The sequence below is a fragment of the Bradyrhizobium sp. WSM4873 genome (assembly GCF_055811355.1).
Map to the genome: position 1 here is coordinate 19967 of NZ_JBVVPS010000042.1, position 26646 is coordinate 46612.

At 64.0% G+C, this 26646-nt stretch carries 18 protein-coding genes and 1 pseudogene; 10 read left to right on the plus strand and 9 right to left on the minus strand.

What is annotated here, in order from left to right:
* Positions 1–4 precede the first annotated feature (4 nt).
* Complete coding sequence (locus AC0L21_RS33655; protein WP_473265954.1) at positions 5–1225, minus strand: ABC transporter substrate-binding protein; 1221 nt, start codon at positions 1223–1225, stop codon at positions 5–7.
* A gap of 88 nt (positions 1226–1313) precedes the next feature.
* Positions 1314–2864, minus strand: coding sequence for an acyl-CoA synthetase (locus AC0L21_RS33660; protein WP_473265955.1), 1551 nt, complete (start codon positions 2862–2864; stop codon positions 1314–1316).
* Positions 2865–3128: 264 nt separating this feature from the next.
* Between AC0L21_RS33660 and AC0L21_RS33665 the strand changes: the two genes are divergently transcribed.
* From AC0L21_RS33665 to AC0L21_RS33700, 8 genes and pseudogenes are all read left to right on the plus strand, one after another.
* Complete coding sequence (locus AC0L21_RS33665; protein ID WP_473265956.1) at positions 3129–4265, plus strand: acyl-CoA dehydrogenase family protein; 1137 nt, start codon at positions 3129–3131, stop codon at positions 4263–4265.
* A gap of 131 nt (positions 4266–4396) precedes the next feature.
* Positions 4397–5561 (plus strand): annotated as a pseudogene (locus AC0L21_RS33670) (acyl-CoA dehydrogenase family protein).
* Entirely contained in the window at positions 5561–6217 is a 657-nt protein-coding gene (locus AC0L21_RS33675; RefSeq protein ID WP_473265957.1) for a glutathione S-transferase family protein, read from the plus strand. Before AC0L21_RS33670 ends, AC0L21_RS33675 begins: the two are co-directional and overlap by 1 nt.
* A 298-nt stretch (positions 6218–6515) precedes the next feature.
* Positions 6516–7316 (plus strand): AraC family transcriptional regulator, encoded by an 801-nt coding sequence (locus AC0L21_RS33680; protein WP_354205983.1) that lies wholly within the window; start codon positions 6516–6518, stop codon positions 7314–7316.
* Between the two features lie 300 nt (positions 7317–7616).
* Entirely contained in the window at positions 7617–8564 is a 948-nt protein-coding gene (locus tag AC0L21_RS33685; protein ID WP_473265976.1) for an IS110 family RNA-guided transposase, read from the plus strand.
* A gap of 116 nt (positions 8565–8680) precedes the next feature.
* Positions 8681–9547, plus strand: coding sequence for a beta-keto acid cleavage family enzyme (locus AC0L21_RS33690; RefSeq protein WP_473265958.1), 867 nt, complete (start codon positions 8681–8683; stop codon positions 9545–9547).
* Positions 9548–9639: 92 nt separating this feature from the next.
* The gene (locus tag AC0L21_RS33695) at positions 9640–11256 is read left to right on the plus strand and encodes an acyl-CoA carboxylase subunit beta (RefSeq protein WP_473265959.1); all 1617 of its coding nucleotides are present in this window, start codon (positions 9640–9642) and stop codon (positions 11254–11256) included.
* A complete protein-coding gene (locus AC0L21_RS33700) occupies positions 11253–13226 on the plus strand; it encodes an acetyl/propionyl/methylcrotonyl-CoA carboxylase subunit alpha (protein ID WP_473265960.1) in 1974 nt (657 codons plus the stop codon). The genes AC0L21_RS33695 and AC0L21_RS33700 overlap by 4 nt, the downstream gene beginning before the upstream one ends.
* Before the next feature lie 147 nt (positions 13227–13373).
* Here AC0L21_RS33700 and AC0L21_RS33705 read toward each other — a convergent pair whose 3' ends face one another.
* From AC0L21_RS33705 to AC0L21_RS33735, 7 genes are all read right to left on the minus strand, one after another.
* Positions 13374–14360 carry an ABC transporter ATP-binding protein gene (locus AC0L21_RS33705; protein ID WP_473265961.1) on the minus strand — a complete coding sequence of 329 codons (987 nt, stop codon included), beginning with the start codon at positions 14358–14360 and terminating at the stop codon, positions 13374–13376.
* The gene (locus AC0L21_RS33710; RefSeq protein WP_473265962.1) at positions 14357–15364 is read right to left on the minus strand and encodes an ABC transporter ATP-binding protein; all 1008 of its coding nucleotides are present in this window, start codon (positions 15362–15364) and stop codon (positions 14357–14359) included. The genes AC0L21_RS33705 and AC0L21_RS33710 overlap by 4 nt, the downstream gene beginning before the upstream one ends.
* Positions 15364–16257, minus strand: coding sequence for an ABC transporter permease (locus AC0L21_RS33715; RefSeq protein ID WP_473265963.1), 894 nt, complete (start codon positions 16255–16257; stop codon positions 15364–15366). Before AC0L21_RS33715 ends, AC0L21_RS33710 begins: the two co-directional genes overlap by 1 nt.
* A 9-nt stretch (positions 16258–16266) precedes the next feature.
* A complete protein-coding gene (locus tag AC0L21_RS33720) occupies positions 16267–17214 on the minus strand; it encodes an ABC transporter permease (RefSeq protein WP_473265964.1) in 948 nt (315 codons plus the stop codon).
* A 35-nt stretch (positions 17215–17249) separates the two neighbouring features.
* Positions 17250–18848, minus strand: a complete 1599-nt coding sequence (locus AC0L21_RS33725) for an ABC transporter substrate-binding protein (RefSeq protein ID WP_473265965.1) — start codon at positions 18846–18848, stop codon at positions 17250–17252.
* Positions 18849–19157: 309 nt separating this feature from the next.
* A complete protein-coding gene (locus AC0L21_RS33730) occupies positions 19158–20708 on the minus strand; it encodes an AMP-binding protein (protein ID WP_473265966.1) in 1551 nt (516 codons plus the stop codon).
* 19 nt (positions 20709–20727) lie between these two features.
* A complete protein-coding gene (locus AC0L21_RS33735) occupies positions 20728–21882 on the minus strand; it encodes an iron-containing alcohol dehydrogenase (RefSeq protein ID WP_473265967.1) in 1155 nt (384 codons plus the stop codon).
* A 282-nt stretch (positions 21883–22164) separates the two neighbouring features.
* Between AC0L21_RS33735 and AC0L21_RS33740 the strand changes: the two genes are divergently transcribed.
* Together AC0L21_RS33740 and AC0L21_RS33745 are read left to right on the plus strand one after the other, a co-directional pair.
* Positions 22165–23370: an efflux RND transporter periplasmic adaptor subunit gene (locus tag AC0L21_RS33740; protein ID WP_473265968.1), complete on the plus strand. Its 1206-nt coding sequence runs from the start codon at positions 22165–22167 to the stop codon at positions 23368–23370.
* Positions 23367–26531 (plus strand): efflux RND transporter permease subunit, encoded by a 3165-nt coding sequence (locus tag AC0L21_RS33745; protein ID WP_473265969.1) that lies wholly within the window; start codon positions 23367–23369, stop codon positions 26529–26531. The genes AC0L21_RS33740 and AC0L21_RS33745 overlap by 4 nt, the downstream gene beginning before the upstream one ends.
* Positions 26532–26646 lie beyond the last annotated feature (115 nt).

Below are 26646 nucleotides of genomic sequence, written 5' to 3' on the forward strand. Positions count from 1 at the left end.
CGAACTAGCCGCCCGTTTCGGCGCTGATGATGTCGCCGAACAGCTCCCACTGGCCCTTCTTGAACCGCCACATCTTGAGCTGCTCGATCGGCGCGAAGTCCGTGGAAGAGGTGTTGATCTTGATGCCCGGGATCAGGGTGTCGGGAACGAAGTCCTTGAGGCTCGCTGCCTGCTTCATCACATTTTCACGGGTCAGATTGTCGCCCGCTTGCTTCAGCACCTGCACCATGGTCTGGGCTGCGGCATAGGCGTAAACCAGATTGGCGTCGGAAATATTTGCACCGGGGATGTATTTGTCGACGAAGACCATGAACTTCTTCATGCCCTCATCATCCTTCCACTGCGGATCCGACGCATCCTTCAGATAGCCGGCCGACAGCACGCCTTCGGATGCCTCGAGGCCGGCCGGCTTCATCACCGCGCCGATCGACACCGAGACATCGGTCATGAGATGCATCGGCTTCCATTCGAGCTCGGCGATCTTCTTGATCGCCTGCGCCGCGAATTTCGGGGTCGCGATGTTGACGAAGACGTCGGCGCCGGTGCCCTTGAGCTTGACGATATGAGCATCGATCGAGGGTTCCGACGTCTCGTAGCTCTCTTCGGCGACGATCATTTTCGATGCTCTGTCGCCGAACACGTCCTTGATGCCGGCGAGGTAGTCTTTGCCGAAATCGTCATTGGCATAGAAGATCGCAACCTTCCCGTCCGGCTTCTCCTTCAGAATATACTTGGCGAAGATCTGTGCCTCGACGCGGTAGCTGGGCTGGAAGCCCATGGTCCAAGGAAAGTTCTTCGGGTCGTTCCACTTGCTCGCGCCGGTGGCGAGGAACAGCTGCGGCACCTTCTTGGAATTGTGATACTTTTGCACGGCGGTCTGGGTCGGCGTGCCCAGCGCGTTGAATACCAGGAAGACCTCGTCGCTCTCGATCAGCTTGCGGATCTGTTCAACGGTCTTTGGCGGCGAGTAGCCGTCATCGTAGGAGATCCAGTTGATCTTGCGGCCGTTGATGCCACCCTGGTCGTTGATCATCTTGAAATAGGCTTCCTCGGTCTTGCCGATGACGCCGTAGGCGGAAGCCGGGCCGGAATAGGCCTCGACATTGCCGATCTTGATCTCGGTGTCGGTGACGCCGGTGTCGTACGCTTTTTGGGCATACGCGCTCTGGGTTGTGAGCAGTGCCAACGCCGTTGCTGCGGCAAGCAGGGAGAGTTTCTTGTTCATGAAAATTCCTTGAAATTCCTTGGGGTTTCTTCTGAGTTGGAGCAGGCACGTCGAAAATGAAAAGCGCCCGTGAGAGGGACCGCTTTGATCAGGCGTTGGCGGCTTTCTTGTCGGCTTCCGAGGCGCCTGAGAATTCCTTGCGCAAGGTCGGCTTGTGGATCTTGCCGGTGGCATTGCGCGGCAGAGCTTCGACGAAGCGAATCTGGCGCGGACATTTGAAACGCGCGAGATTCGCGGCGCAGTGCGCGAAGACATCGGCCTCGGTCAGCCGCTGGCCGGGCTTGGCCGCGACGATGGCGAGGCCAACCTCGCCCCATTGCGCATCGGGAATGCCGATCACGGCGGCTTCCGCGATGGCGTTGAGTTGATGCAGGACGTTCTCGACCTCGGCCGGATAGACGTTCTCGCCACCGGAGATGTACATGTCCTTCCAACGGTCGACGATGTAGTAAAAACCTTCGTCGTCGACGCGTGTGGCGTCGCCCGTGTGCAGCCAGCCATCGGTGAATGACGTCTTGTTCGCCTCCGGCCTGTTCCAGTAACCGGGCGTGATGTTCGGTCCCTTGACCCAGAGTTCGCCAAGCTCGCCGACATCGGCATCGCTGCCATCGGGACGCACGATGCGCACTTCCGTGTGCAGCACCGGCTTGCCGGCGGAGCCGGCTTTCCGTGCCGCATCCTCGCGGTCGAGCACCAGCACGGCCGGCGAGGTCTCGGTCATGCCGTAGCCCTGCTGGAGTGCGACGCCACGCGCCTCCCACACCTTGAGCAGCGGCACCGGCATTGGTGCGCCGCCGACACCACCGACGATCAGCCGGCCGAGGTCGGTGGTCGCGAAGGCCGGATGCTGGGCCATGAACTGGTAGATCGCGGGCACGCCGAAGAACACGTTGATGCCCTGCGCGGGATCACTGATCAGACCAAGCGCCGTGCCGGGATCGAAGGCGCGCATGATCATCACGGTGCCGCCAGCATGCAGCACCGGATTGGTGTAGCAATTCAGACCACCGGTGTGGAACAGCGGCAGCACGGTGAGCAGCACCGAGGACGGCCCGATGCAGGCGGGGCCGCCGAGATTGACGCAATTCCAGAAGGTCATGCCATGGGTAATGGTGGCGCCCTTGGGATGGCCTGTCGTGCCCGAGGTGTACATGATGGTCGAGACGTCATCGAGGGTGACCTCCTCGATTGTCTCAAGTGGCTTTGCGGCGGCGACGCCGGCCTCGTAGGTGCCGCCGGGGCCAAGCAGCAGGCTCGTCTCAATGCCGCAGAGCTTTGCCACGGCAAGCGCCGTTTCGGCGAGATCGGTGTCGTGGATCATCACCTTCGGCGCGCAATCTGCGGTGATGAACTGGAGCTCGGGAACGGTGAGGCGGGTGTTCAGCGGCACGAAGATCGCACCCAACCGGCCGCAGGCGAATTGCACCTCCAGCGTATCGGTCGTGTTCAGCGCCAGCACCGCGACCCGCTCGCCGCGCGAGACTTTCAGCGAATGGCGCAGAAATGACGCGAGACAAGAGATGCGCGCGTCGAGCTGCGCATAGGTGAAGCGGCGCTCGCTCGCGAGATCGATCACCGCAATCTTGTTCGGCGTGCGGCGGCCATAATGGGCGATCCAGTCGTAGTAGCGAACGGCCAAGAATTCCTCCCTCGGCGGTCTGGTGCCGCCCGCGTCCCTATTGCCATGCACCATGCCCGGCATGGCCCAGGGGCCAGCCGGAGTTTGTGCACCACGTCTTTTTTTGATCCGGAGTTGGCACGCGAGCGGTGAAAATCGTCTTGCGTTGAGTTGCTGGAGCGGGCCTGCTCGGCGGGAAGCCTTGGCCAGCCACTCCGCGCAAGTGAGCCGCTAAGGTTCCAGCCATGGTGAACGAGACGAATCCGCCAGCGAGGCGAGAGTGCGATGATGAGCCCGTTCTATACCGCCGAGCATGACGCCTTTCGGGACGTGATGCGCCGCTTCGTCGACAAGGAGATTGCACCCTTCGCCCACGAGTGGGACGAGGCCGGCGAATTCCCGCGCGCGCTTTATCGCAAGGCGGCCGAGATCGGACTCTTGGGGCTCGGATTTCCCGAGGAATATGGCGGGATCGCCGCCGACCAGTTCATGAAGATCGTCGCCAGCCAGGAGCTGGCGCGGGCCGGCGCCGGCGGCATCAGCGCCAGCCTGATGAGCCATACGATCGGTTCGCCGCCGGTCGCGCGGGCCGCGCGCCCCGAGGTCAAGGCGCGCGTGCTGCCCCAGGTGCTCGCGGGTGAGAAAATCTCCGCGCTCGCGATCACCGAGCCGGGCGGCGGTTCTGATGTTGCGAGCCTCCGGACCAAGGCGCGGCGCGACGGCGATCACTACGTCGTGAGCGGCGAGAAGACCTTCATCACCTCGGGTATGCGTGCCGACTATCTGACCGTTGCGGTGCGCACCGGCGGCGAGGGCGCCGGCGGCGTCAGCCTGCTCCTGATCGAGGGGGATACGCCGGGCTTGTCCCGGACTAAATTGAAGAAGATGGGCTGGTGGGCCTCCGATACCGCGACGCTGCATTTCGACGAGTGCCGCGTGCCGGCGGAAAATCTGATCGGCGAGGAAGGCCAGGGCTTCAAGATCATCATGCGGAATTTCAACAGCGAGCGCATGGGCATGGCAGCGGGCTGCACCGCGTTCGCGCGCGTCTGCCTCGACGAAGCGATCGCCTATGCCAAGGAGCGCAAGACCTTCGGCAAGCCGCTCGCGCAGCATCAGGTGATCCGCCACAAGATCGTCGACATGGCGCAGAAGGTCGCCGCTTCGCAAGCGATGCTGGAGATGCTGGCCTGGCGGCTGGAGCAGGGCGAAAGCCCGGTCGCCGAAATCTGCATGATGAAGAACCAGGCGACGCAGACCATGGCATTCTGCGCCTCCGAGGCTGTGCAGATTTTTGGCGGCGCAGGCTTCATGCGCGGCATCAAGGCCGAGCGCATCTACCGTGAGGTCAAGGTCAACGCCATCGGCGGCGGCACCGAGGAGATCATGAAGGATCTCGCGTCGCGGCAGATGGGGCTGTGAACGTCCCCTCCGTCATGCTCGGGCTTGTCCGGGCATCTACGTTCTTGCTGCCGGGTGACGAAGGCGTGGATGGCCGGGACAAGCCCGGCCATGACGAGCACATCAGAGATACCGAGAGCTGAGCTGACAAAATGCTGTTTACCGCCGATCACGACGAGATCCGCCGAAGCTTGCAAAAATTCATCGCTAACGAAATCAATCCTCATGTCGATGAATGGGAAAAAGCTGACATCTTCCCGGCGCACGCGCTGTTCAAGAAGATGGGCAGCCTCGGCTTTCTCGGGCTGAACAAGCCCGTCGAATTCGGCGGCTCCCGGCCTCGACTATTCCTATGCGCTGATGATGGCGGAGGAGCTTGGCGCCATAAATTGCGGCGGCGTGCCGATGGCGATCGGGGTGCAGACCGACATGGCGACGCCGGCGCTGGCGCGGTTCGGCTCCGATGAGGTGCGGCGCGAATTCCTGGCGCCCTCGATCTCTGGCGACTATGTGGCCTGCATCGGCGTCTCCGAACCCGGCGCAGGGTCTGACGTCGCCTCGATCAAGACCAATGCGCGCGCGGACGGCGACGATTACGTCATCGACGGCGGCAAAATGTGGATCACCAACGGCACCCAGGCCGACTGGATCTGCCTGCTCGCCAATACCGGCGACGGACCCGTTCACCGCAACAAGTCACTGATCTGCGTGCCCATGAAGACCAAGGGCGTCACCCTCGCGCGCAAGCTCGACAAGTTGGGCATGCGCTCCTCCGACACTGCGCAGATATTCTTCGACAACGTCCGCGTGCCCAAGCGCAACCGGATCGGCGAGGAGGGCAAGGGCTTTACCTACCAGATGATCCAGTTCCAGGAGGAACGGCTCTGGGGTGCGGCGGCCTGCCTGAAGGCGCACGAATACATCATCAACGAGACCATCGAATACACCCGCAATCGCAAGGCCTTTGGGACGTCGATCCTCGACAACCAGGTGGTCCACTTCAAGCTGGCCGAGATGCAAACCGAGGTCGAGCTGTTGCGCGCGCTGATCTACCGCGCCGGTGAGGCGCTGGTGGCGGGCGAGGATGTCACGAAACTTGCGACCATGGCCAAGCTGAAGGCCGGCCGGCTCGGCCGCGAGCTGACCGACGCCTGCTTGCAATATTGGGGTGGGATGGGCTTTACCAACGAGACGCCGGTCAGCCGCGCCTATCGCGACAGCCGCCTGACCTCGATTGGCGGTGGCGCCGACGAGGTCATGCTGATGGTCCTGTGCAAGATGATGGGCACGCTGCCCGGCAGCAAGGGAAGTTCCTGATGATCACGCTTTATCATTGCGACGGCGCACGCTCCTTCCGTCCGCTCTGGATGTTGGAGGAAATGGGGCTTCCCTACGAATTGAAGATGCTGCCGTTCCCGCCGCGGGTGTTCGCCAAGGAATACCTCGCGCTCAATCCGCTGGGTACCATTCCCTTCATGGTCGATGGCGAGACCAGGATGACGGAATCGTCCGGGATCTGCCATTATCTCGGCATCAAACACGGGCCGACGCCGCTGATGGTGAGACCTGAGGATCCCGCCTATGGCGCGTTCCTGAACTGGATGTATTTCAGCGACGCCACGTTAACCTTCCCGCAGACGCTGGTGCTCCGATACACCCAGCTCGAGCCGGAAGAGCGCCGCAATCCGCAGGTCGCCGGCGACTATGCCAAATGGTTCTTGGGCCGGCTGCGCGCCGTCGAGGCAGCCACCGCGAATACCGAGGCCTTGTGTGCTGGCCGCTTCACCGCCGCCGACATCGTGATCGGCTACGCGCTCCGCCTCGCCGATACTATCGGGCTTGCCAAGGATTTTGGGCCAAATGTCGCAGCCTATTGGGCGCGCCTGCAGCAGCGCGATGGTTTCAAGCGCGCGGTTGCTGCGGAGCAACAGGCCGGTGTCGAGCAGAACGTGGCGCCAAGAGTGAGGGCTTAATCGTCTTCCTGGCGAAAGCCAGGACCCATTACCCCAGGGATTAATTTGACGAAGGCCCGGGGTTGTCTCCCTCGCGCTGCAACTCCGCCCTGGGGTAATGGGTCCTGGATCGGCGCTCCGCTCCGCTGCGCTTGTCCAGGACGACGATGTTGGCAGGAGTTCCGGCTCGGCATCACCCCTCGCGGAGTGCCGACCTTTTGCGCTTCATGATAGCGCTATCCCGCCGTGACAGCGCCCAGATTTCCGCTAAGGTGACCTCCGTCCGCAGCGGCCAAAGAGCCGCGCGAGGAGGATCCCAATGGAAGATAACGGTCGCGAATCCGACCATTTGATGCTGATCACGCCGGAGCGGGTATTCTATGCCGGCCTGCTCGGCCGCCCCCGCAAGCGAACGCCCGGCTGCTGTCATGTCTATGTCGCGGTCAAGGGCAGCCTGCATCTGACGATCGACGATGCCCTCGCCACCGGCGAGCTGTTCGTCACCCTGCCGAACCAGCGGCATTCCATTGCCAGCGACTACCGCACCGCGATCAGCGTCACGCTGGAGCCGGAGAGCATGCCTGATGGCGTGATCGAGGTCCTGGCCGAGCGGCTCACCGGACCCGACAGGGCCGTCTATGCCCGCAAGATCCTCGCCGCCTACACGCTGCTGCGCCAGCGCCGCTACGGCGACATCACCACCGCCGAATTCGACGAGATGTGTTTTGGCGAAGCGCTGCCGCGCCGCGTGCTCGATCCCCGCGTGACGCGTGCGGTCGCCCGTATCGGCCGCTTCACGGGCGAGCCCGTGACGGCGGACACTTGTGCGGCGGACGCCGGACTTTCCGCTTCGCGTTTCCTGCATCTGTTCAAGGAGGAGACCGGCATCTCGTTCCGCTCCTTCCGCGCCTGGAAGCGGGCGCGGCACCTGCTGCACTTCGCCAACCAGGACCTCAACCTCGCCCATCTCGCGCAGGACATCGGCTATCCCGACAGCACCCATTTCAGCCACTCGATCCGCCGCTTCTATGGCTTGAAGCCACGCGCGATCTTCGTCGGCTCGCGCGATCTTGCGATCTATCGCAGCAGCGAGACGGTGAGGCTTGCGGAGGCGAGCTAGCATCGTAGGGTGGGCAAAGCGAAAGCGTGCCCACCACCTTCTTGAGGTGTTGAGAGATGGTGGGCACGGCGCAAGAGCGCCTTTGCCCACCCTTGTAATAGCGCGATCAGTTATCCTGGACACGTTCCGTGAGGAATGGCCTGCCGCGGTTTGCACCCCGCGACAGGCCGCTGGCGATCGGAGCGAGCCCACCCAGAGCAGTTTGTGGCTGCCCCGTAGCGTGATCGCGTCAGCACCTTCATCGGACCCGGATGGTTGCCGGAACAACTTGGTTCGCTTCACAAGGCAGGGTCGACGAAGATGACACAGACTAACATAACGACGGCCGGAATCGATACGTCCAAGGCCAAGCTGGACGTCGCGGTCCACGGTCGAACCGAACGCTGGCAGGTCGCCAATGCTTTACCGGGCTGGCGCGCTCTGGCAGCAAGCCTGGCCAAGGCCGGCGTCACGCGGGTCGGGATCGAGGCCACTGGCGGCTATGAACGCGGCGTGGTCGAGCATTTGCGATCGGCCGGTTTTACCGTGCTGTTGCTGCAGCCGCTTCAGGTCAAGGCGTTCGCCAAGGTCCATTTACGCCGGGCCAAGAACGACGCGCTCGACGCCGTATTGATCGCCGCCTGTGCTGCGGCGCTCGATCCCCCTGAGATCGCGCCGGATCCGCGATTGACGGAATTGGCCGACTATCTGACCTTTCTTGAGCAGATCGAGGAAGACATCCGGCGCTTCAAGACCCGTCTCGAGCACATCGACGAGCCTGCGTTGCGACGCATCGTCGACAGCGACATCGCCCGGTTGAAGGCACGCAAGGCGGCGCAGATCCGTGACATTGCCAAGCGGCTTCGTGCCTACGACGACCTCGCCAAGCGGCTCAAGCTGGTGCTGAGCGTTCCCGGCATCGGCGAGCGGACGGCACTGGCGATCGTCATCCGCATGCCCGAGCTCGGTCGCGTCAGCCGTGAGCAAGCCGCAGCCTTGGCCGGGTTGGCTCCGTTCGACGCGGATAGCGGACAACAACGCGGACAGCGCAAAATCGCCGGAGGCCGCAGCCGCCTGCGGCGATCCCTGTTCGCCGCCGCCCTTCCAGCTGCCTTCCGTTGGAACAAGGCTCTGATCGCGCTGTACGCCCGCCTCATCGCGAAGGGCAAAGTCCACAACGCAGCACTCGTCGCCTGCGCCCGCAAGCTCCTGATCTACGCCAATACTGTCGTACAACGCGGCACGCCCTGGACCGAAAAAGCCGCCTAGCCTTTAATGGTTGCTACGATTTCTCGCCTTTTTCCAGCTTCTCCGCGCAAGAAGCCGCATGCCGCCCATCACATGATCGCAAACGTTGAATTATCAACGTGCGAGACATTCAAGGCATGAGTGACAAGGCCGTCATCACCTGCGCGCTGAACGGCGTGCTCACCGACCCGAAGCAGCACAACGTGCCTGTCACGCCCGAGCAGATGGCGCGCGAGGCCAAGGCTGCGTTCGATGCCGGCGCGTCCATCATGCACATCCATCTGCGCCAGCAGGCGCCGGACAAGGGGCATCTGCCGTCCTGGGAGGTCAGCGTCAGCAAGGAGATCCAGCAAGCGATTCGCGAATCCTGCCCCGGCGTGATCATCAATCACACCTCCGGCGTCTCCGGGCCGAACTACAGCGGCGCGCTGGATTGCATCCGCGAGACCAGGCCGGAGATCGCGGCCTGCAACGCCGGCTCGCTGAATTACCTGAAGGTGAAGGCCGACAACAGCTGGGCCTGGCCGCCGATGATGTTCGACAATGCAGTCGAGAAGGTGAAGGACTACCTCGACGTCATGAACGCGGTCGGCAGCATCCCCGAATTCGAATGCTTTGACGTCGGCATCGTCCGCTGCGTTGGCATGTACCGCCAGGTCGGCATGTACAAGGGTCCGCTCGAATATAACTTCGTGATGGGCGTCGCCTCCGGCATGCCGTCGGATCCCGATCTGCTGCCGATCCTGATCAAGCTGAAGCGTCCTGAAGGGCATTTTCAGGTCACCGCGATCGGCCGCGAAGAGATCTGGCCGCTGCATCAGCGCTGCGCCGAGCTCGGCGGTCATCTGCGCACCGGTCTCGAAGATGCCTTCTATCTCGCCGACGGCAAGAAGGTGACGTCGAACGGCCAGCTGATCGAGGCCATCGCCGCCTGCGCCCGCCGTGCGGGCCGCGAGATCGCGAGCCCGGCGGAAGCGCGGAAGATTTTTGGGACGAATCGCTAAACGTCGTTCCGGGGCGTGCGAAAGCGCGAACCCGGAACCTCGAGATTCCGGGTTCGATGCTTCGCATCGCCCCGGAATGACGGAGTAAAACTGTGTCCATTCTCGAAAACACCATCTCCCCCGGCAGCGCAGCCTACCTTGCCAACCGCGACGGCATGCTTGGCCTGATCGACCGTATGCGCGCGCTGGAAGAGCGCACCCGTGCGGCGTCGGCCGCGGCGAAAGACCGTTTCCATAAGCGCGGCCAGCTGTTGCCGCGCGAGCGCGTCGCGCTTGTGCTCGATCCCGGCGCACCCTTCATCGAGCTGTCCACGCTCGCCGGCTACATGTTCGACCTGCCGGATGCCGACAAGAGCGTGCCCGGCGGCGGCGTCATCGCCGGCATCGGCTTCGTCTCGGGGATCCGCTGCATGGTCAGCGCCAACGATTCCGGCATCGATGCCGGCGCGCTTCAACCCTACGGCCTGGACAAGACGATACGCGTGCAGGAGCTCGCGCTGGAAAACAAGCTGCCCTATGTGCAGCTGGTCGAAAGCGCCGGCGCCAATCTGTTGCGATATCGCGTCGAGGATTTTGTTCGCGGCGGCAACATCTTCCGCAATCTCGCGCGGCTTTCGGCAGCCGGGTTACCCGTCGTGACCGTGACGCATGGCTCCTCGACCGCCGGCGGCGCCTATCAGACCGGCCTGTCCGACTACATCGTCATGGTCCGTGGCCGCACCCGCGCCTTCCTCGCCGGGCCGCCGCTGCTGAAGGCCGCCACCGGCGAGATCGCGACCGAGGAGGAGCTTGGCGGCGCCGAGATGCACACGCAGGTGTCGGGACTTGGCGACTACCTCGCCGAAGACGACCGCGACGCCCTGCGCATCGCGCGCGAGATCATGGCGGCGCTGCAATGGGAGCGGCCGGACAAGGGAGCTGCGCAATACAAGCTGCCACGCTACGACCAGGACGAACTGCTTGGCATCATGCCGATGGACCACAAGCGCTCCGTGGACATGAAACAGGTCATCGCGCGCATCGTCGATGATTCCGATTTCACCGAGATGGCGCCGAACTACGGCCCGGCCACTGTTTGCGGCCATGCCCGCATCGAAGGCCAGGCGATCGGCATCATCACCAACAACGGTCCGCTCGATCCGGCCGGTGCGAACAAGGCGACGCATTTCATCCAGGCTTGCTGTCAAACCCGCACGCCATTGCTGTATCTGAACAACACCACCGGCTACATGGTCGGAAAAGCTTACGAAGAAGCCGGCATGATCAAGCACGGCTCCAAAATGATCCAGGCGGTGACGTCGGCGACGGTGCCGCAGATCACGGTCTATTGCGGTGCCTCGTTCGGTGCCGGCAATTACGGCATGTGCGGGCGCGGCTTCCATCCGCGCTTCTGCTTCTCCTGGCCCAACGCCAAGACTGCCGTAATGGGCGGTGAGCAGGCCGCCGAGACCATGGCGATCGTCACCGAAGCCGCAGCAGCGCGCCGCGGCAAGCCGGTGGAGAAAGAAAAGCTCGATATTATGAAGGCGCAGATCGTCGGCGTGTTCGACGGCCAGATGGACGTGTTCTCGACCAGCGCGCGGGTGCTCGACGACGGCGTGATCGATCCGCGCGATACCCGCGCGGTGCTGTCGGAAGTGCTCGCCATCTGCCGCGAGGGCGATGCGCGTACACCCCAGCGCATGCAGTTTTCGGTGGCTCGCCCATGAGGAACGGATCAACGCAGCACCGGCCATTCTTCAAGCTCTTGGTCGCCAATCGCGGCGAGATCGCGTTGCGGGTGATGCGCAGTGCGCGGAAGCTCGGCCTCGGCGTCGTCGCGGTCTATTCGGATGCGGATCGCGACGCGCTCCATGTGCAAGAGGCCGACCAGGCCGTGCGCATCGGCGAGCCGCTCCCGGCGCAGTCCTACCTCAACATTCCCGCGATCGTTGCGGCCGCAAAGGCCAGCGGCGCGGATGCCGTTCATCCCGGCTATGGCTTCCTCGCCGAGAACGAGGAGTTTGCGCAGGCCTGCAAGGATGCTGGGCTCGTCTTCATCGGCCCGTCGCCGCAGGCGATCGAGTCGATGGGCAACAAGGCCGGTGCCAAGGAGATCATGAAAAAGGCCGGCGTGCCCGTCGTGCCCGGCTATCAGGGTGCCAATCAGGGCGATGAGGTGATGCTGGCGGAAGCCAAGGAGATCGGCTTTCCCGTGATGATCAAGGCCGTCGCCGGCGGCGGTGGACGCGGCATGCGGCTCGTGACGGACGCGGCGTCGTTTCCTGATGCGCTGCGTAGCGCGCGGTCCGAGGCAAAGGCGGCGTTTGGCGATCCGACCGTGATCCTCGAACGCGCCATCCAGAATCCCCGTCACATTGAAATTCAGGTGTTCGGCGACAGCTATGGCAACGCCATCCATCTCGGCGAACGCGATTGCTCGGTGCAGCGGCGCCACCAGAAGCTGATCGAGGAGGCACCGTCGCCCGCTGTGACGCTGGAACTGCGCGCGAAGATGGGCGACGTCGCGGTCGCTGCGGTGAAGGCGCTGCGCTACGAGGGCGCCGGCACGCTCGAATTTCTGCTCGATGCGAGCGGCGAATTCTACTTCATGGAAATGAACACCCGCCTCCAGGTCGAGCATCCCGTGACCGAGGCGATCACCGGGCTTGATCTCGTCGAATTGCAGCTGCGCGTCGCGCGCGGCGAGCCATTGCCGGTTAAGCAGCAGGACATTCGCTTCACGGGCCACGCCATCGAGGTGCGGCTGTGCTCGGAGGATGCCGCGCATGATTTCATGCCGCAGTCCGGGCGCATGGCGCGCTGGCAGGTGCCGGAAGGCATCCGCGTCGAGCATGCGCTGCAATCGGGCTCCGAGATTCCGCCGTTCTACGATTCCATGATCGCCAAGGTGATCGGCCATGGTGCGAGCCGCGAGGAGGCGAGGGGGCGGCTGATCGTCGGTCTGGAGCAACTGACCGGATTCGGTGTGACGACCAATCAGGCGTTCCTGATGTCCTGCCTGCGTCATCCCGGCTTTGCCAAGGGCGAAGCGACGACGGCGTTCATTGGTGCGCACAGCGACGAGTTGCTGGCGCCGCGCGCGGACGCTGCATTCGATATGGCTTTGGCCGGCTTGCTGCTCTACGTCACGAACCCGCAGGCACCGTCGTGGCGCCGCGGACGGAGCCTCGCGGCAACGTTCCCGCTACCGGCGAAAATCGAGATCGCAGGCCACGCGCTTGAGCTCGAAGTCACGCGGGAGCGCGATGGCAGCTACACCGTTGCCAGTGACGGCCGTCGAGACAAATTCGAGATCGACCAGCTCGATCTCGACATGATTCGCTTCCGCCATGACGGCGTGACGGACAGTGCAAAATTCCTGCGCGATGGCGAACGTCTCCACCTCCAGCGCCGCGGCATCCCGCTCGCGGCGACCGATCTCACGCTCGCCGCGCCGAAGGCCGCCGCAAGCAACGGAGACGGCAAGGTTCGTGCTGCCATGAACGGCCGCGTCGTTGCCGTCCTGGTCAAGCCGGGCGACCGCGTCATCGTCGGTCAGCCGGTGCTGACGCTGGAAGCGATGAAGATGGAGCACGTCCACAAGGCCGGCATCGACGGCGTCGTCGCCGCGATCGGCGTCGCCGAGGGCGAGCAGGTTACGACCGGCCGGATCGTGGCCGAGATCGGGGCGGAGTAGCGCACCCCGAACTCAACCCGTCGTCCCGGCGAAGGCCGGGACCCATACTCCTAGGCAGCGGTTACAGGGCGAGCAGGTAACTCCGAGTCTTCGCCAAACCCGATCCTGTGGCTATGGGTCCCGGCCTTCGCCGGGACGACAGCGCAGCTATTGGCTCCGCCCCGTCCCGTCATTGAGCAAACACGCGACCTGGTGCCCGTCGCCCGCGTCCACCAACGCCGGCCGTTCCGTCCTGCATCGCTCCATCGCAAACCGGCAGCGGGTGTGAAACGCGCATCCCGGCGGCGGATTGACCGGGCTTGGCACATCGCCGTCGACCAGCGGCACGAGCTTCTTGGCGAGCGGGTTGGCGACCGGCACCGAGGCGAGCAGCGCCTGTGTATAGGGATGGCGCGGATTTGCGAACAACTCGTCCTTGCCGGCAATCTCGACGATGCGACCTAGATACATCACGGCCACGCGGTGACTGATATGGGCGACCACCGCGAGGTCATGCGCGATGAAGAGGTAGGAGAAGCCGTGCTCGCGTTGCAGGTCGATCAGGAGGTTGATCACCTGCGCCTGGATCGAGACGTCGAGCGCGGAGACCGGCTCGTCGCAGACGATCAGCCGCGGCCCCAGCGCCAGCGCGCGGGCGATGCAGATGCGCTGGCGCTGGCCGCCGGAGAATTGGTGCGGAAAATTCCGCATCTGGTCCGGCCGCAAGCCAACCTGCTCGAACAGGTTGGCGGTACGCGCCTCCAGCGCTTTGCCGGTCGCGAGCCCGTGCACGAACAGCGGCTCGCCCACGATGTCTCCGGCAGTCATGCGCGGGTTGAGCGAGGCGAACGGATCCTGGAACACGATCTGCATTGAGCGGCGATGCGGACGCAGCGCGGACTTGGAGAGATGCGTGATGTCCTCGCCTTCGAGGCGGATCTGGCCGGAGGTCGGCTCGACCAGCCGCAGCACGCTACGCGCCACCGTGGACTTGCCGCAACCGGATTCGCCGACGAGGCCCAGCGTCTCGCCGACCCCAACCGAGAACGAGACGCCGTCGACTGCATGCACTGTGCCAATTTGTCGGCGCAACACGCCCGCGCGCACCGGATAGTGCTTCTTGAGGTCAGTGACTTCGAGCAGCGCCTCGGTCATGCCACCTCCGCGACTTCAGCGGCGCGCCAGCAGGCGGCGAGATGGCCGCCGCCCCAATCGATGAGCGGCGGATATTCGGCCTCACAGCGCTTGATCGCGAGCTTGCAGCGCGGCGCAAACGCGCAACCCTTCGGCAGCCGCACCAGCGACGGCACTGTGCCCGGAATTTCGTTCAGCCGTGCCGGCGCGGCGATGCCGGGCGCCGGCACCGCCGGGATCGACGCCATCAATCCGCGCGTATAGGGATGTTTCGGCGCGGCGAACAGCGCCTCGACGCTCGCTTCCTCGACCTTCCGTCCCGCATACATCACGATGACGCGCTGCGCTGTCTGCGCGACGACACCGAGATCATGCGTGATCAGCACGAGCCCGGTACCGAGCTCCTTCTGAAGGTCCAGGATCAGCGCCAGGATTTGCGCCTGGATGGTGACATCGAGCGCAGTCGTGGGCTCGTCCGCGATCAGCAGCGCCGGCCGGCACGCCAGCGCCATGGCGATCATGGCGCGCTGGCGCATACCGCCGGACAGTTGATGCGGATATTCCCGCGCGCGCCGAGCCGGTTCGGGGATGCGCACCAGGCGCAGCATCTCGATCGCGATGTCCCGAGCCTCTTTACTCGACATGTTCCGGTGCAGCCGCACGGCCTCGACGATCTGGTCGCCGATCCGCATCACCGGATTGAGCGACGTCATCGGCTCCTGGAAGATCATCGAGATACGGTTGCCTCTGACGGCACGCATCTCAGTCTCGTCCAGCGTCAGCAGATCAGTGCCTTCAAGCGTGACAGAGCCGCCGACGATGCGGCCGGGCGGATCCGGCACCAGCCGCATCAGCGAAAGCGCAGTGACGCTCTTGCCGCAGCCGGATTCGCCGACGATCGCCAGCGTCTCGCCGCGCTTCACCGTGAAGGACACATCCTCGACCGCCCTAAACAGACCGGAGTTGGTGAAGAACACCGTCTTCAGGTTCTTCACCTCGAGCACGAGATCGGATTTGTCAGCCATCAGCCGCGCTGCCGGGGATCGAGGATGTCGCGCAAGGCGTCGCCGAACAGGTTGGCGCCGAACACCGCGAGGCTGATGGCGATGCCGGGGAAGATCACCAGCCAGGGCGCCGTGCGGACATATTCGGCGGCGGATTCGGAGAGCATGCGGCCCCACGACGGGTACGGCTCGGGAATGCCGAGGCCGAGGAAGGAGAGCGAGGCTTCCGTGAGAATGGTCGAGCCGAGCTGGGCAGTCGCAAGCACGATCAGTGGCGCCAGCGTGTTCGGCAGTACGTGACGGAGCGCGATGCGTACCTCGCTCATGCCGATCGACTTGGCGGCCTCGATGAATGGCAGCTCGCGCAACGCCAGCGTGTTGGCGCGGATGACGCGCGAGACAGTCGGGATCAGCGGAATGGCGATCGCGATGATGACGTTCGGCAAGGACGGCCCAAGCGCCGCGGTCATGATCAGGGCCAGCACCAGTAATGGCAGCGCCTGGAGGACATCGGAGATGCGCTGGAACACGAGATCGACCCAGCCGGAGAGATAGCCGGAGGTCAGGCCGACGATCACGCCGATCGAGCCACCGAGTGCCGTCGAGCCGATGCCGACCGCGAGCGAGATCCGCGCGCCATGAATGATGCGGCTGAAGACATCGCGGCCGAAGGAATCCGTCCCCATCCAGTGTGCCAGGCTTGGGCGCGCCAGTGCCCGGGCAGCGTCGATCGTCAGCGGATCGTAACGCGCGATGAAGTCGGCGAAGATCGCGGTGAACACGAACAGGGTCATGATGACGAGCCCGGCCGCGCCCAGCACATGCCGCTGCGCCAAAAACAGCACGCGCCGCCAGCCGACGGTCGCGTGCGCCCCGGCGCGCCTCAGTTCAACGTCATAGTCGATCGCGGCCAACAGGTTCTCCTAATCCGTGTACCGGATACGCGGGTCGAACACGGCGTACAGCATGTCGACGATGAAGTTCGCGCTCACCACGACCACAGCAATCAGCATCACCAGGTTCTGCACGATCGGATAATCGCGCCAGCGAATCGCCTCGACCAGGAAGCGTGCGACGCCGGGGATGTTGAACACGGTCTCGGTGACGATGAGGCCGCCGATCAGGAACGCCGCCTCGATACCGATCACGGTGATGACGGGCAAAATCGCATTCTTCAGCGCATGCTGATAGTTCACGGCGGCATCCGATGCGCCCTTGGCACGCGCGGTGCGGATATAGTCCTGCCGCAGCACCTCCAGCATCGAGGATCGGGTGATGCGCATGGTCAGCGCCGCGCTGCGGAAGCCGACGGCGGCGGCGGGCACGGCATAAGTCGCGAAGGCCTCCAGCCAGGTCTGCGGATTGGGATTGAAGATCGGCATCTGGTTGAACATCGCCACCGATGCGGTGAGGATGAGCAGGCCGAGCCAGAACGACGGCAGCGACAATCCGCTCAGGCTCACCACACGCAACGCGTAATCGAGCCTCGTTCCCTGCTTCACCGCGCTGATGACGCCCAGCGGAATGCCGATCGACGCCGAGAACAACAACGCCAGCCCGGCGAGCCGTGCGGTAATCGGGATCCGTGGCAGGATCTCCTGAAGCGCCGGTTTCTCGGAGACGTAGGAGTAGCCGAAATCGCCGCGCAGAAAACCGCTGATCCAGTGCCAATATTGCACCACCAGCGGCTGGTCGATGCCGAGCTCTTTTTCCAGATTGGCCTTGTCGGCGGGATCGACATAGCCGGCCGCGGCAAACAGGATATCGACGATGTTGCCGGGAACGATACGCAGCAGGAAGAAGATGACGACCGAGATCCCGAACAGGGTCACGAGCATCAGAAACAGGCGCCGCACCAGATAGGCAAACATGCATCGCCTCCCGTCGAACCCGTCAGCCGCCCGCGCTACTTGTCCATCCAGACATCCTCGTAACGATATCCATTATACGAGCTGTTCGACATCACCGTCACGCCCTTGACGTAAGGCTGCCAGCAGCTGCCGGTCCGTGCGTGGAAGATGATCGGGCGGGCGACGTCCTCCTGCAACTTCTTGTCGATGTCCCACACCAGCTTCTTGCGCTTGTTGACGTCGGTCTCCTGGGACTGCACGTCGAACAGCTTTTCGATCTCCTTGTTGCAGTAATTGGTGTAGTTGCGCTCGGAGCCACAGGAATAGTTCTCGTAAAACGACTGGTCGGGATCGTCGACGGCATTGCCGGTCAAATTGAGCCCGAGCATGTAATCCTTGCGCGCGATCTTCGGGAACCAGTTCGCGGTCTCGACCACGTCGAGCTCGCCGTCGATATAGATGCTCTTGAGCTGGTCGATCAGGATCACCGCGGGATCGCGGTAGACCGGAATATTGCGGGTCGAGACCTTGACGGCGAGATGCTTGTCCGGCCCATAACCGGCCTTCTGCATCAGTTTTTTTGCTTGCTCGCGGTTGGCGTTGATGTCGGGTCCGTAGCCCGGAATGCTCTCGAGCATCTCCTTCGGCATGCCCCACAGCCCGTTCGGCGGCGGCAGCATGGTGCCGCCGATGTCGCCCTGGCCTTCGAACATGATCGAGATGAAGGCTTTGCGATCGAGCGACAGCGCCATGGCGCGGCGGATGTCGATATTGTCGAACGGCGGCGCAGACGAATTGACGATGATGTTGGTCGCGACATTGTTGGGTTCGACCACGCAGACCGCGTTCGGCGCCTGCGATTTGACGTCCTTGAGAAGCGGGATGCTCACTTCGGTCGGGAAGGCCATGTCGAACTTGCCGGCGACGAAGGCGAGAATGGCGGTCGAGCGGTTCGGGATGATGGTGAACTCGATGCCGTCGAGATAGGGCCGCCCCTTGCGCCAATAATCGGGATTGCGAGTCAGCTTGATCGATTCATTGGCTTTGAACTCGACGAACTTGAACGGGCCAGTGCCGATCGGGTGCGTGCGCATGTCGCCGGGTGAGACGTGGCAGGGATAGACCGGCGTGTAGCCCGAGGCCAGCAGTGCAATTAGCGAAGGCTGCGGCCGCTTCAGATTGAAGGAGACCTCGAGATCGCCGTTGGTGGAGACGTCGTTGACCTGTTCGTACCAGCTCTTGCGCGGGTTCTGCCGGAACTTCTGCTGCGACTTGCCCATCAGCATGTCGAAGGTGCATTTGACGTCCGCCGAGGTGAACGGCTTGCCGTCGTGCCACTTCACGCCCTGGCGCAATTTGAAGGTCAGTGTCTTGTTGTCGTTGACCCAGGCCCAGCTCTCGGCGAGCTCTGGCACGATGGTGTCCATGCTGTTCTGCGCCACGTCCTGCTTGTAGATGACGAGGTTGTTGAACACCGGCATGAAGGGAACATTGAGCGAGTAGGTCGCGCCTTCGTGGATCGAGGCATTGCCGGGACTGTCGCGGTGATACATCCGCAAAATACCGCCCTGCTTGGGCTCGCCGGCGAGTGCAATGGTCGAAAACGCCAGCAAAGATAGCGCCGCCGTCGCGGCGAGCGCTCGTACGCTCCGCATCCTCGTCCTCCCTGGACATCTTGTTGTCTTTTGGGCCTTTGCGGCCTGTTTGAGGGGACGATAGCGACGCGCGCGCGGTCAGGCAACCGGCAAGGTCTGCTCCTCTCTCGGCAATTCGGATGACGCAAGGCCGCAGGGGTTTTCCCTCACAAATTGAGAGACGTCGCTCCCGCGTCGTCCTGGCGAACGCCAGGACCCATGACCCCAGGGAGGTGTTTGGCGAAGACTGGTCGCTCGGCATTGCTACCTTCTTCAGTTGCGGAATCACGCGGTATGGGTCCTGGCGTTCGCCAGGACGACAGTGGCCCCTCACACGATCCTTGACGCCTTGTTCCCCCAATACCGGTCCCGCAGCAGCCGCTTGTACAGCTTCCCCGTCGGCAGCCGCGGCAACTCCTTTTCGAAATCGACCGACCGCGGCACCTTTTGCCGCGACAGCGATGCTCCGCAGAACGCGATCAGCTCTTCCGCGAGTGCCTCGCCCGGCACGACGCCGGGCATCGGCTGCACCACCGCCTTCACCTCTTCGCCGAGATCGGGATTGGGCACGCCGAATACCGCGGCGTCAGCGACCTTCGGATGGGTGATCAACAAATTCTCGCATTCCTGCGGATAGATGTTCACGCCGCCGGAGATGATCATGAAGGTCGCGCGGTCCGTTAAATAGAGGAAGCGGTCCTCGTCGACATAGCCGACGTCGCCGACCGTGCTCATGCTGCCGTCGGCCGAGCGCGCTTCCTTAGTCTTCTCCGGGTCGTTGAAATATTCGAATGGCGTGGCCGTCTTGAACCAGACCTGTCCCGGCGTGCCGGTCGGGCATGGCTTCATGTTTTCGTCGAGAATATGGAGGTCGCCGAGTAGCACCTTGCCGACGGTGCCGCGATGGGCCAGCCATTCCGCGCTGTTGCAGGCGGTGAAGCCAAGGCCTTCGGTCGCGCCGTAATATTCGTGGATGATCGGTCCCCACCATTTGATCATGTCGTCCTTGACCAGCGCCGGGCAGGGCGCGGCGGCATGGATCGCGATCTCGAGCGACGACAGGTCGTAGCGCGTGCGCACCTCCTCCGGCAGCTTGAGCATGCGCGAGAACATCGTCGGTACGAGCTGGGTGTGGGTGATACCCCACCGCTCGACGAGCTGGAGGTAACGCTCGGGATCGAAATTTTCCATGATGATCGCGGTGCCGCCCATCCGGATCGTCAAATTGACCGCGGCCTGCGGCGCGGAATGATAGAGCGGCGCCGGCGAGAGATAGATCATGCCCTCCCGGTACTGCCAGAGCTTTGTGAGGAACTCGAACAGCGGCAGGTTGTGCTTCGGCGGCTCCTCCGGCAGCGGGCGGATAATGCCCTTCGGCCGTCCCGTCGTGCCCGATGAATACAGCATGGCGGTGCCGAGCCATTCATCCGGGATCGGCGTCTTCGGCAGCTCGGCGGTCACCTCCGTGAGGCCGACGATGCGCTCGCTCTCGCCGGGACCATCCGCGACGATGCACAGCCTGATGTCGGGGCAGACCTTGATCGCCTCGCGGGCGATATCGAGCTTCGCGAGCGATGTGATCAGGATTTTCGACTGGCTGTTGACCAGGAGATAAGCGAGCTCGCCCGGCGTCAGGAACGAGTTGATGCAGGTGTAGTAGAGGCCGGAGCGCTCGCCCGCGCCGCAGGCTTCGAGGTAGCGGGAATTGTTCTCCATGAAGATCGAATAGTGGTCGAGCCGCTTCAAGCCGTGCTTGCGGAACAGGTGCGCCAGCCGATTGCTGCGCGCATCGAGCTCGCGATAGGTGACGGCCTCGCCTGTTACCGCCATGATGAAGGCGGGCTGGAGCGGGCGCAGGCGGGCATGCTGACCTGGATACATCAGTCCTCCGGCTTTTAGATCATGCGGCAAGAAGCAGGATTTCGCGCAACTGCGCGGGGCCGTCGATCTTGCGCGGGTTGCGCGGAATCCAGTTCGTGCGCATCGCAGCGTCCGCTATCGCGTCGAAATGCTCCGGCGAGACGCGTACATCGGCGAGGCTGCGCGGCATGCCGAGCGAGCGGATGAAGGCATCGAGCACATCGCCCGCGGCGTGGCCGGGAAAGCCCATTGCGGCCGCGACGATCATCTGGCGCTCGGCATTGTCGCGCGCATTCCAGCGCATCACCGCCGGCAGCATGACGCAGGAGGTGTAGCCATGCGGCACGTCGAAGGCCGCGCCCAGCACGTAGCCGATACCGTGGCTTGCCCCCATCGGCACGCCGGCGGCGAGGGCGCCCATCGACAGCCAGGTGCCGATCTGCGCATCCATTCGCGCCTCGAGGTCAGCAGGGTCAGCCTTCACCCGTGGCAGCGCGTCGGCGAGCATCGCAAGGCCTTTGACCGACTGCGCGTCGGCATAGGGGTGCGTCTCGCGCGAGCAGATCGCCTCGACGCAATGATCGATGGCGCGGATGCCGGTCGACAGGAACAGCCATTCCGGCGTGTGCACCGTGATGGCGGGATCGAGGATGGTCGCGCGGGGAACGCTGAGCGGATGCCGCAGCATCTGTTTCACATGGGCGGTGCGCTCGGTGACACCTGCGATCGAGCTGAACTCGCCGCCGGCGATCGTGGTCGGGACGCTGATCTGACGCACGGTCGGCGCCGTCATCTCCGGCGCGACCCCCTTGTGCACGCGGATGCGCTCGATGCCGTCGACATCGTCGATGCCGTTGGCGAGGCAGAGCTGCACCGCCTTGGCGCCGTCGGTGATCGAGCCGCCGCCCACGGTGACGATCAGGTCGGCGCCCGCTTCGCGCGCCGCATTGGTCGCGGCGATCACCGCCTCCCGCGGGGTGTGCGCCGGCATCGCATCGAACACGCCCGCGCAATTTGTGCCCAGGGCCTGTTTGATTTTCGCGATTTCGTCGGTCTGCCGGTTGAGCGTGCCCGACACCATCAGGAAGGCGCGGCGCGTCCCCAGCCGGTCCATCTGGGCGACCACGGCCTCGGCCGCGGGGTGGCCGAACACGACTTCCTCGATCGCGCCGTAAACGACACGTCCCTGGTGCACGCCTGTCCTCCCCGGACACTTCGTCTTGTTTTATGAGGGGTAATCTAGCCGAGCCGGCTCCGCCCGTCATGTGCGAAGACGCTGGCGCACTCTCATCTTGCCTCTCCCCGTTCTTGCCGGGAGAAGCGAAGAAGCCCTGTCAACCCGTCATCCGGCCAGGGCATTCCTCCGAGCATTGCGCGTGCTGTGGTCTTGAAGAGTTCATCATTGCCACCCATCTTGTGGCGCCCGCGGGTGCAGGCGTACCCTGCTATTACCGCGGTTTTTATGCGAGGACCTGGGATGACTGGACCGGACGGAAGCGAGCAATTTGTCAAAACGCACGATTTCGTTTCGCCTCGGCCTTACGCCATCGTCGGCCTTCTCGCCGCGGCGTTCGTGCTCACCGGTTGCGGCCAGCCGGCCTCGCAAGCGAGCGCTCCCCCGCCGGCGCCGGTGACCGTCGCCCAGCCGGTCAAGCGCACCGTTACCGATTGGGACGAGTTCACCGGCCGCTTCGAGGCCGTCGAGGAGGTGCAGGTCCGCCCGCGTGTCGGCGGCTTCGTCAACTCCGTCGAATTCCAGGACGGCGCCATCGTGCATCAGGGCGATCTGCTCTACGTCATCGACCCGCGCCCGTTCGAGGCGGTGGCCGAGCAGGCGGACGGCCAATTGTCCGATGCGCGCGCCAAGGTGGAGCTTGCCAAGCGCGAGCTCGACCGTGGCCTGAGCCTGGTCCAGACCAGCGCGGTCTCCGAGCAGGCCGTCGACCAGCGGCGCCAGGCCTTGCAGGCCGCGCACGCCGCGGAGACGCAGGCCGCAGGCGCGCTGAAGGCCGCGCGGCTCAACATCGAATTCACCCATGTGACCGCGCCGCTCACGGGCCGTGTCAGCCGTCATCTCGTCAGCCCCGGCAATCTGGTGCAAGGTAGCGATACCGGCTCCTCGACGCTGCTCACCTCGATCGTCGCGCTCGATCCGATCTACGTCTATTTCGACATGGATGAGGCGACCTTCATCAAGTACAGCAAGCTGTGGTTCGAAGGTAAGCGCCCGAGCTCGCGCGACACGGCGAACCCGGTGCAGGTGACGCTAGCCGGCGAGAGCAAGCCGTCGCATGAGGGCACCATCAACTTCCTCGACAACCGTCTCGACGTCTCCACCGGCACGCTACGCAGCCGCGCCGTGGTCAAGAACGCCGATCTCTCGATCCTGCCCGGTCAGTTCGGCCGTATCCGGCTGATCGGCAGCGCGCCCTATGAGGCGCTGCTGATCCCCGACGTCGCGGTCGCGACCGACCAGTCGCGCAAGATCGTGTTCGTGGTCAAGCCGGACGACACCGTCGAGGCACGTCCCGTGACGCTCGGGCCGCTCGACGAGGGCCTGCGCGTGATCCGCGAGGGATTGAAGGCGGACGACCGCGTCATCGTCAACGGCATCCAGCGCGCCCGCGTCGGTGCCAAGGTCGCGCCGCAGACGGCACCAGCGCCCGCCGGTGGCAAATCATGAATCTTGGCCGTCTCTCCATCAACCAGCCCATCCTGGCGATGGTGCTGTCGATCGTGCTGCTGATCGTCGGCGCGCTGGCCTATACCACGTTGCCGGTCTCCGAATATCCGCAAGTAGTGCCGCCGACGGTCGTCGTGACCACGCAGTATCCCGGCGCCTCCGCGCAGACCGTGTCCGACACGGTTGCAGCTCCCATCGAGCAGGAGATCAACGGCGTCGAGGACATGCTGTATCTCTACAGCCAGGCGACCTCGAACGGCCAGCTCACCATCACCGTCACTTTCAAGCTCGGCACCGATCTCGACAAGGCCCAGGTGCTGGTGCAGAACCGCGTTGCGATCGCGCAGCCGCGTTTGCCTGAAGAGGTTCAACGCAACGGCGTCACCACGCGCAAGAACTCGCCCGACATCCTGATGGTCGTGTTCATGCTGTCGCCCGACGACACGTTCGACCAGCTCTACATCTCGAATTACGCGCTGCTCCAGGTCCGCGATCAGCTGCTGCGGATCGACGGCGTCGGCGACATCCAGATCTTCGGCGCACGCGACTATTCGATGCGGTTGTGGCTCGATCCCGACCGGATCGCCAATCTCGGCCTGACCGCGACTGAGGTGCTCGCCGCGATCCGTGCGCAGAACGTGCAGATCGCGGGTGGCCAGATCGCCGAACCGCCGATCGCCGACCGCGCCTTCCAGCCGAACCTCACCTTCACCGGGCGTTTGAAAGACCAGAAGCAGTTCGAGGACATCCTGATCAAGGCCGGCTCCGACGGCCGCACGGTGCGTCTGCGCGACGTCGCCCGCATCGAGCTCGGTGCTCTCGCGTACTCCACCAACAGCTTCCTGCTGCGCAAATCGGCGGTCGCGATGCTGGTGACGCAGCGGCCTGGATCGAACGCGCTCGCAACCGCGAAGCACATTTCGGACACGATGACGAAGCTGAAGGAGACCTTTCCGAAAGGCCTCGACTTCAATATCGGCTACAACCCGACCGAGTTCATCGCGCAGTCCGTCCATGAGCTGATCAAGACGATCTATGAGGCCATGTTGCTCGTGGTCGTCGTGGTGCTGGTGTTCCTGCAGGGATGGCGGCCCGCGATCATTCCGATCATCGCGATCCCGGTTTCGCTGGTCGGCACCTTCGCGGTGATGGCAGCGCTCGGCTTCTCCATCAACAATCTCACGCTGTTCGGCCTCGTTCTCGCCGTCGGCATCGTTGTCGACGACGCCATCGTGGTGGTCGAGAATGTCGAGCGGCATCTCGAGCACGGCATGAGCCGGCGCGATGCCGCGCTGAAGACCATGGAGGAGGTCGGCGGCGCACTGGTGTCGATCGCGCTGGTGCTCTGCGCGGTGTTCGTCCCGACCGCGTTTCTGGGCGGCATTTCCGGTCAGTTCTTCCAGCAATTCGCCGTCACCATTGCGGTTGCGACCGCAATCTCCTGCTTCTGCTCGTTGACGCTGTCGCCGGCGCTGGCCTCGCTTCTCCTTGTCCCCCATGAGGAGAAACGGCCGCCGGCGCGCTGGAATCTTGTTGCACGTGGCTGGAACGCTTTCACGGGCGTGTTTAACCGCGTGTTCGATCGTCTCGCGCATGGCTACGCCGGCCTCGCCAATTTCGTGATCCGGCATTCGGCGGTGATGATCCTGATCTACGTCGTGCTGATCGGCAGCGCCGGCTGGCTGATCGGGACCACGTCGCAAGGCTTCATTCCGGCGCAGGACCGCGGTTACGTCATCATCTCCGTGCAATTGCCGGGCGCGGCGTCGCTGGCGCGCACCACCGAGGTCGTGCGCGAGATCGAACGGATCTCGCTGGATACACCGGGTATCGTCCGCGTTGCCGCTTTCGCGGGCTTTTCCGGCGCAACGCGCACGCAAGCCGGCAATGCTGCGGCGCTGTTCCCTGTTTTCGACGAGCCCGAGGTGCGGATCAAGAAGGGGCTGACTGCGAACGCCATCACGGCCGAGCTGCGCAAGCGGCTCGCTGCAATCCAGGGCGCGTTCATCATTGTGATTCCGCCTCCGGCCGTGCCCGGCATCGGCACCGGCGGCGGCTTCGCCATCCGCATCCAGGACCGCCAGGGCCGCGGGCCGGAGCTGCTCGCCGCGGCCACCGACGAGCTTGTCGCCGCGGCGCGTAAATCGCCCTCGCTGCTCGCTCCCACGGTGTTCTCGCCATTCTCGGCCAATACGCCGCAGCTCTTCGTCGATATCGACCGCACCAAGGCGCAGAAGCTTGGCGTGCCCATCGCCAACATCAACGACACGATCCAGACCTATTTCGGATCGACCTATGTCAACGACTTCAACCTGTTCGGCCGCACCTACCACGTCACCGCACAGGCCGACTTCCCGTTCCGGAAAGAGCCGAGCGATCTTTCGCGGCTGCGCACGCGCAACGCCTCCGGGGACATGGTGATGCTCGGCAGCGTGGTCGACTTCAAGGATGTTTCCGGCCCTGACCGCGTCGCGCGCTACAATCTCTATGCAGCATCCGAGCTCCAGGGCGAGCCGGCGCCGGGCACCAGCTCGACCACCGCGCTCAACGCCATCAAGAAGCTCGCCGACGACACCCTGCCGAGCGGCTTCAGCTTCGAATGGACCGATCTGTCCTACCAGCAGATCACGGGCGGCAATGCGGGTCTCTACGTGTTCCCGATCTGCGTGCTGTTCGTCTATCTCGTGCTCGCCGCGCAATATGGCAGCTGGACCTTGCCGTTCGCGGTGATCCTGATCGTGCCGATGTGCCTGCTGGCCGCCACGATTGGCGTGCGCATCATGGGGCAGGACGTCAACATCCTGACCCAGATCGGTTTCGTCGTGCTGGTGGGGCTGGCGGCAAAGAACGCGATCCTGATCGTCGAGTTCGCCCGCGACATCGAGAACGAAGGCAAGCCGCGGCTGGAGGCCGTGATTGACGCCTGCCGGTTGCGCCTGCGGCCGATCCTGATGACGTCCTTCGCCTTCATCCTCGGCGTGCTGCCGCTGGTGATCTCGTCCGGCTCCGGTTCGGAGATGCGGCAGGCCGTCGGCGTCGCCGTATTCTTCGGCATGATCGGCGTCACCCTGTTCGGGCTGTTGTTCACGCCGATCTTCTACGTGGTGGTGCGGAACCTGGCCGAGGGGAAGAACGAGGGGAAGCCGAGGGCGGTGGCCTGATCGTAGTCGGTGCGGCCAGCGCATCAACGCCCACAGTGTCGTCCCGGCGAAGGCCGGGACCCATAGCCACCGGGCGGAGTTTTGCGAAGACTCGTGGTTACCAGCTTCGCGTCGC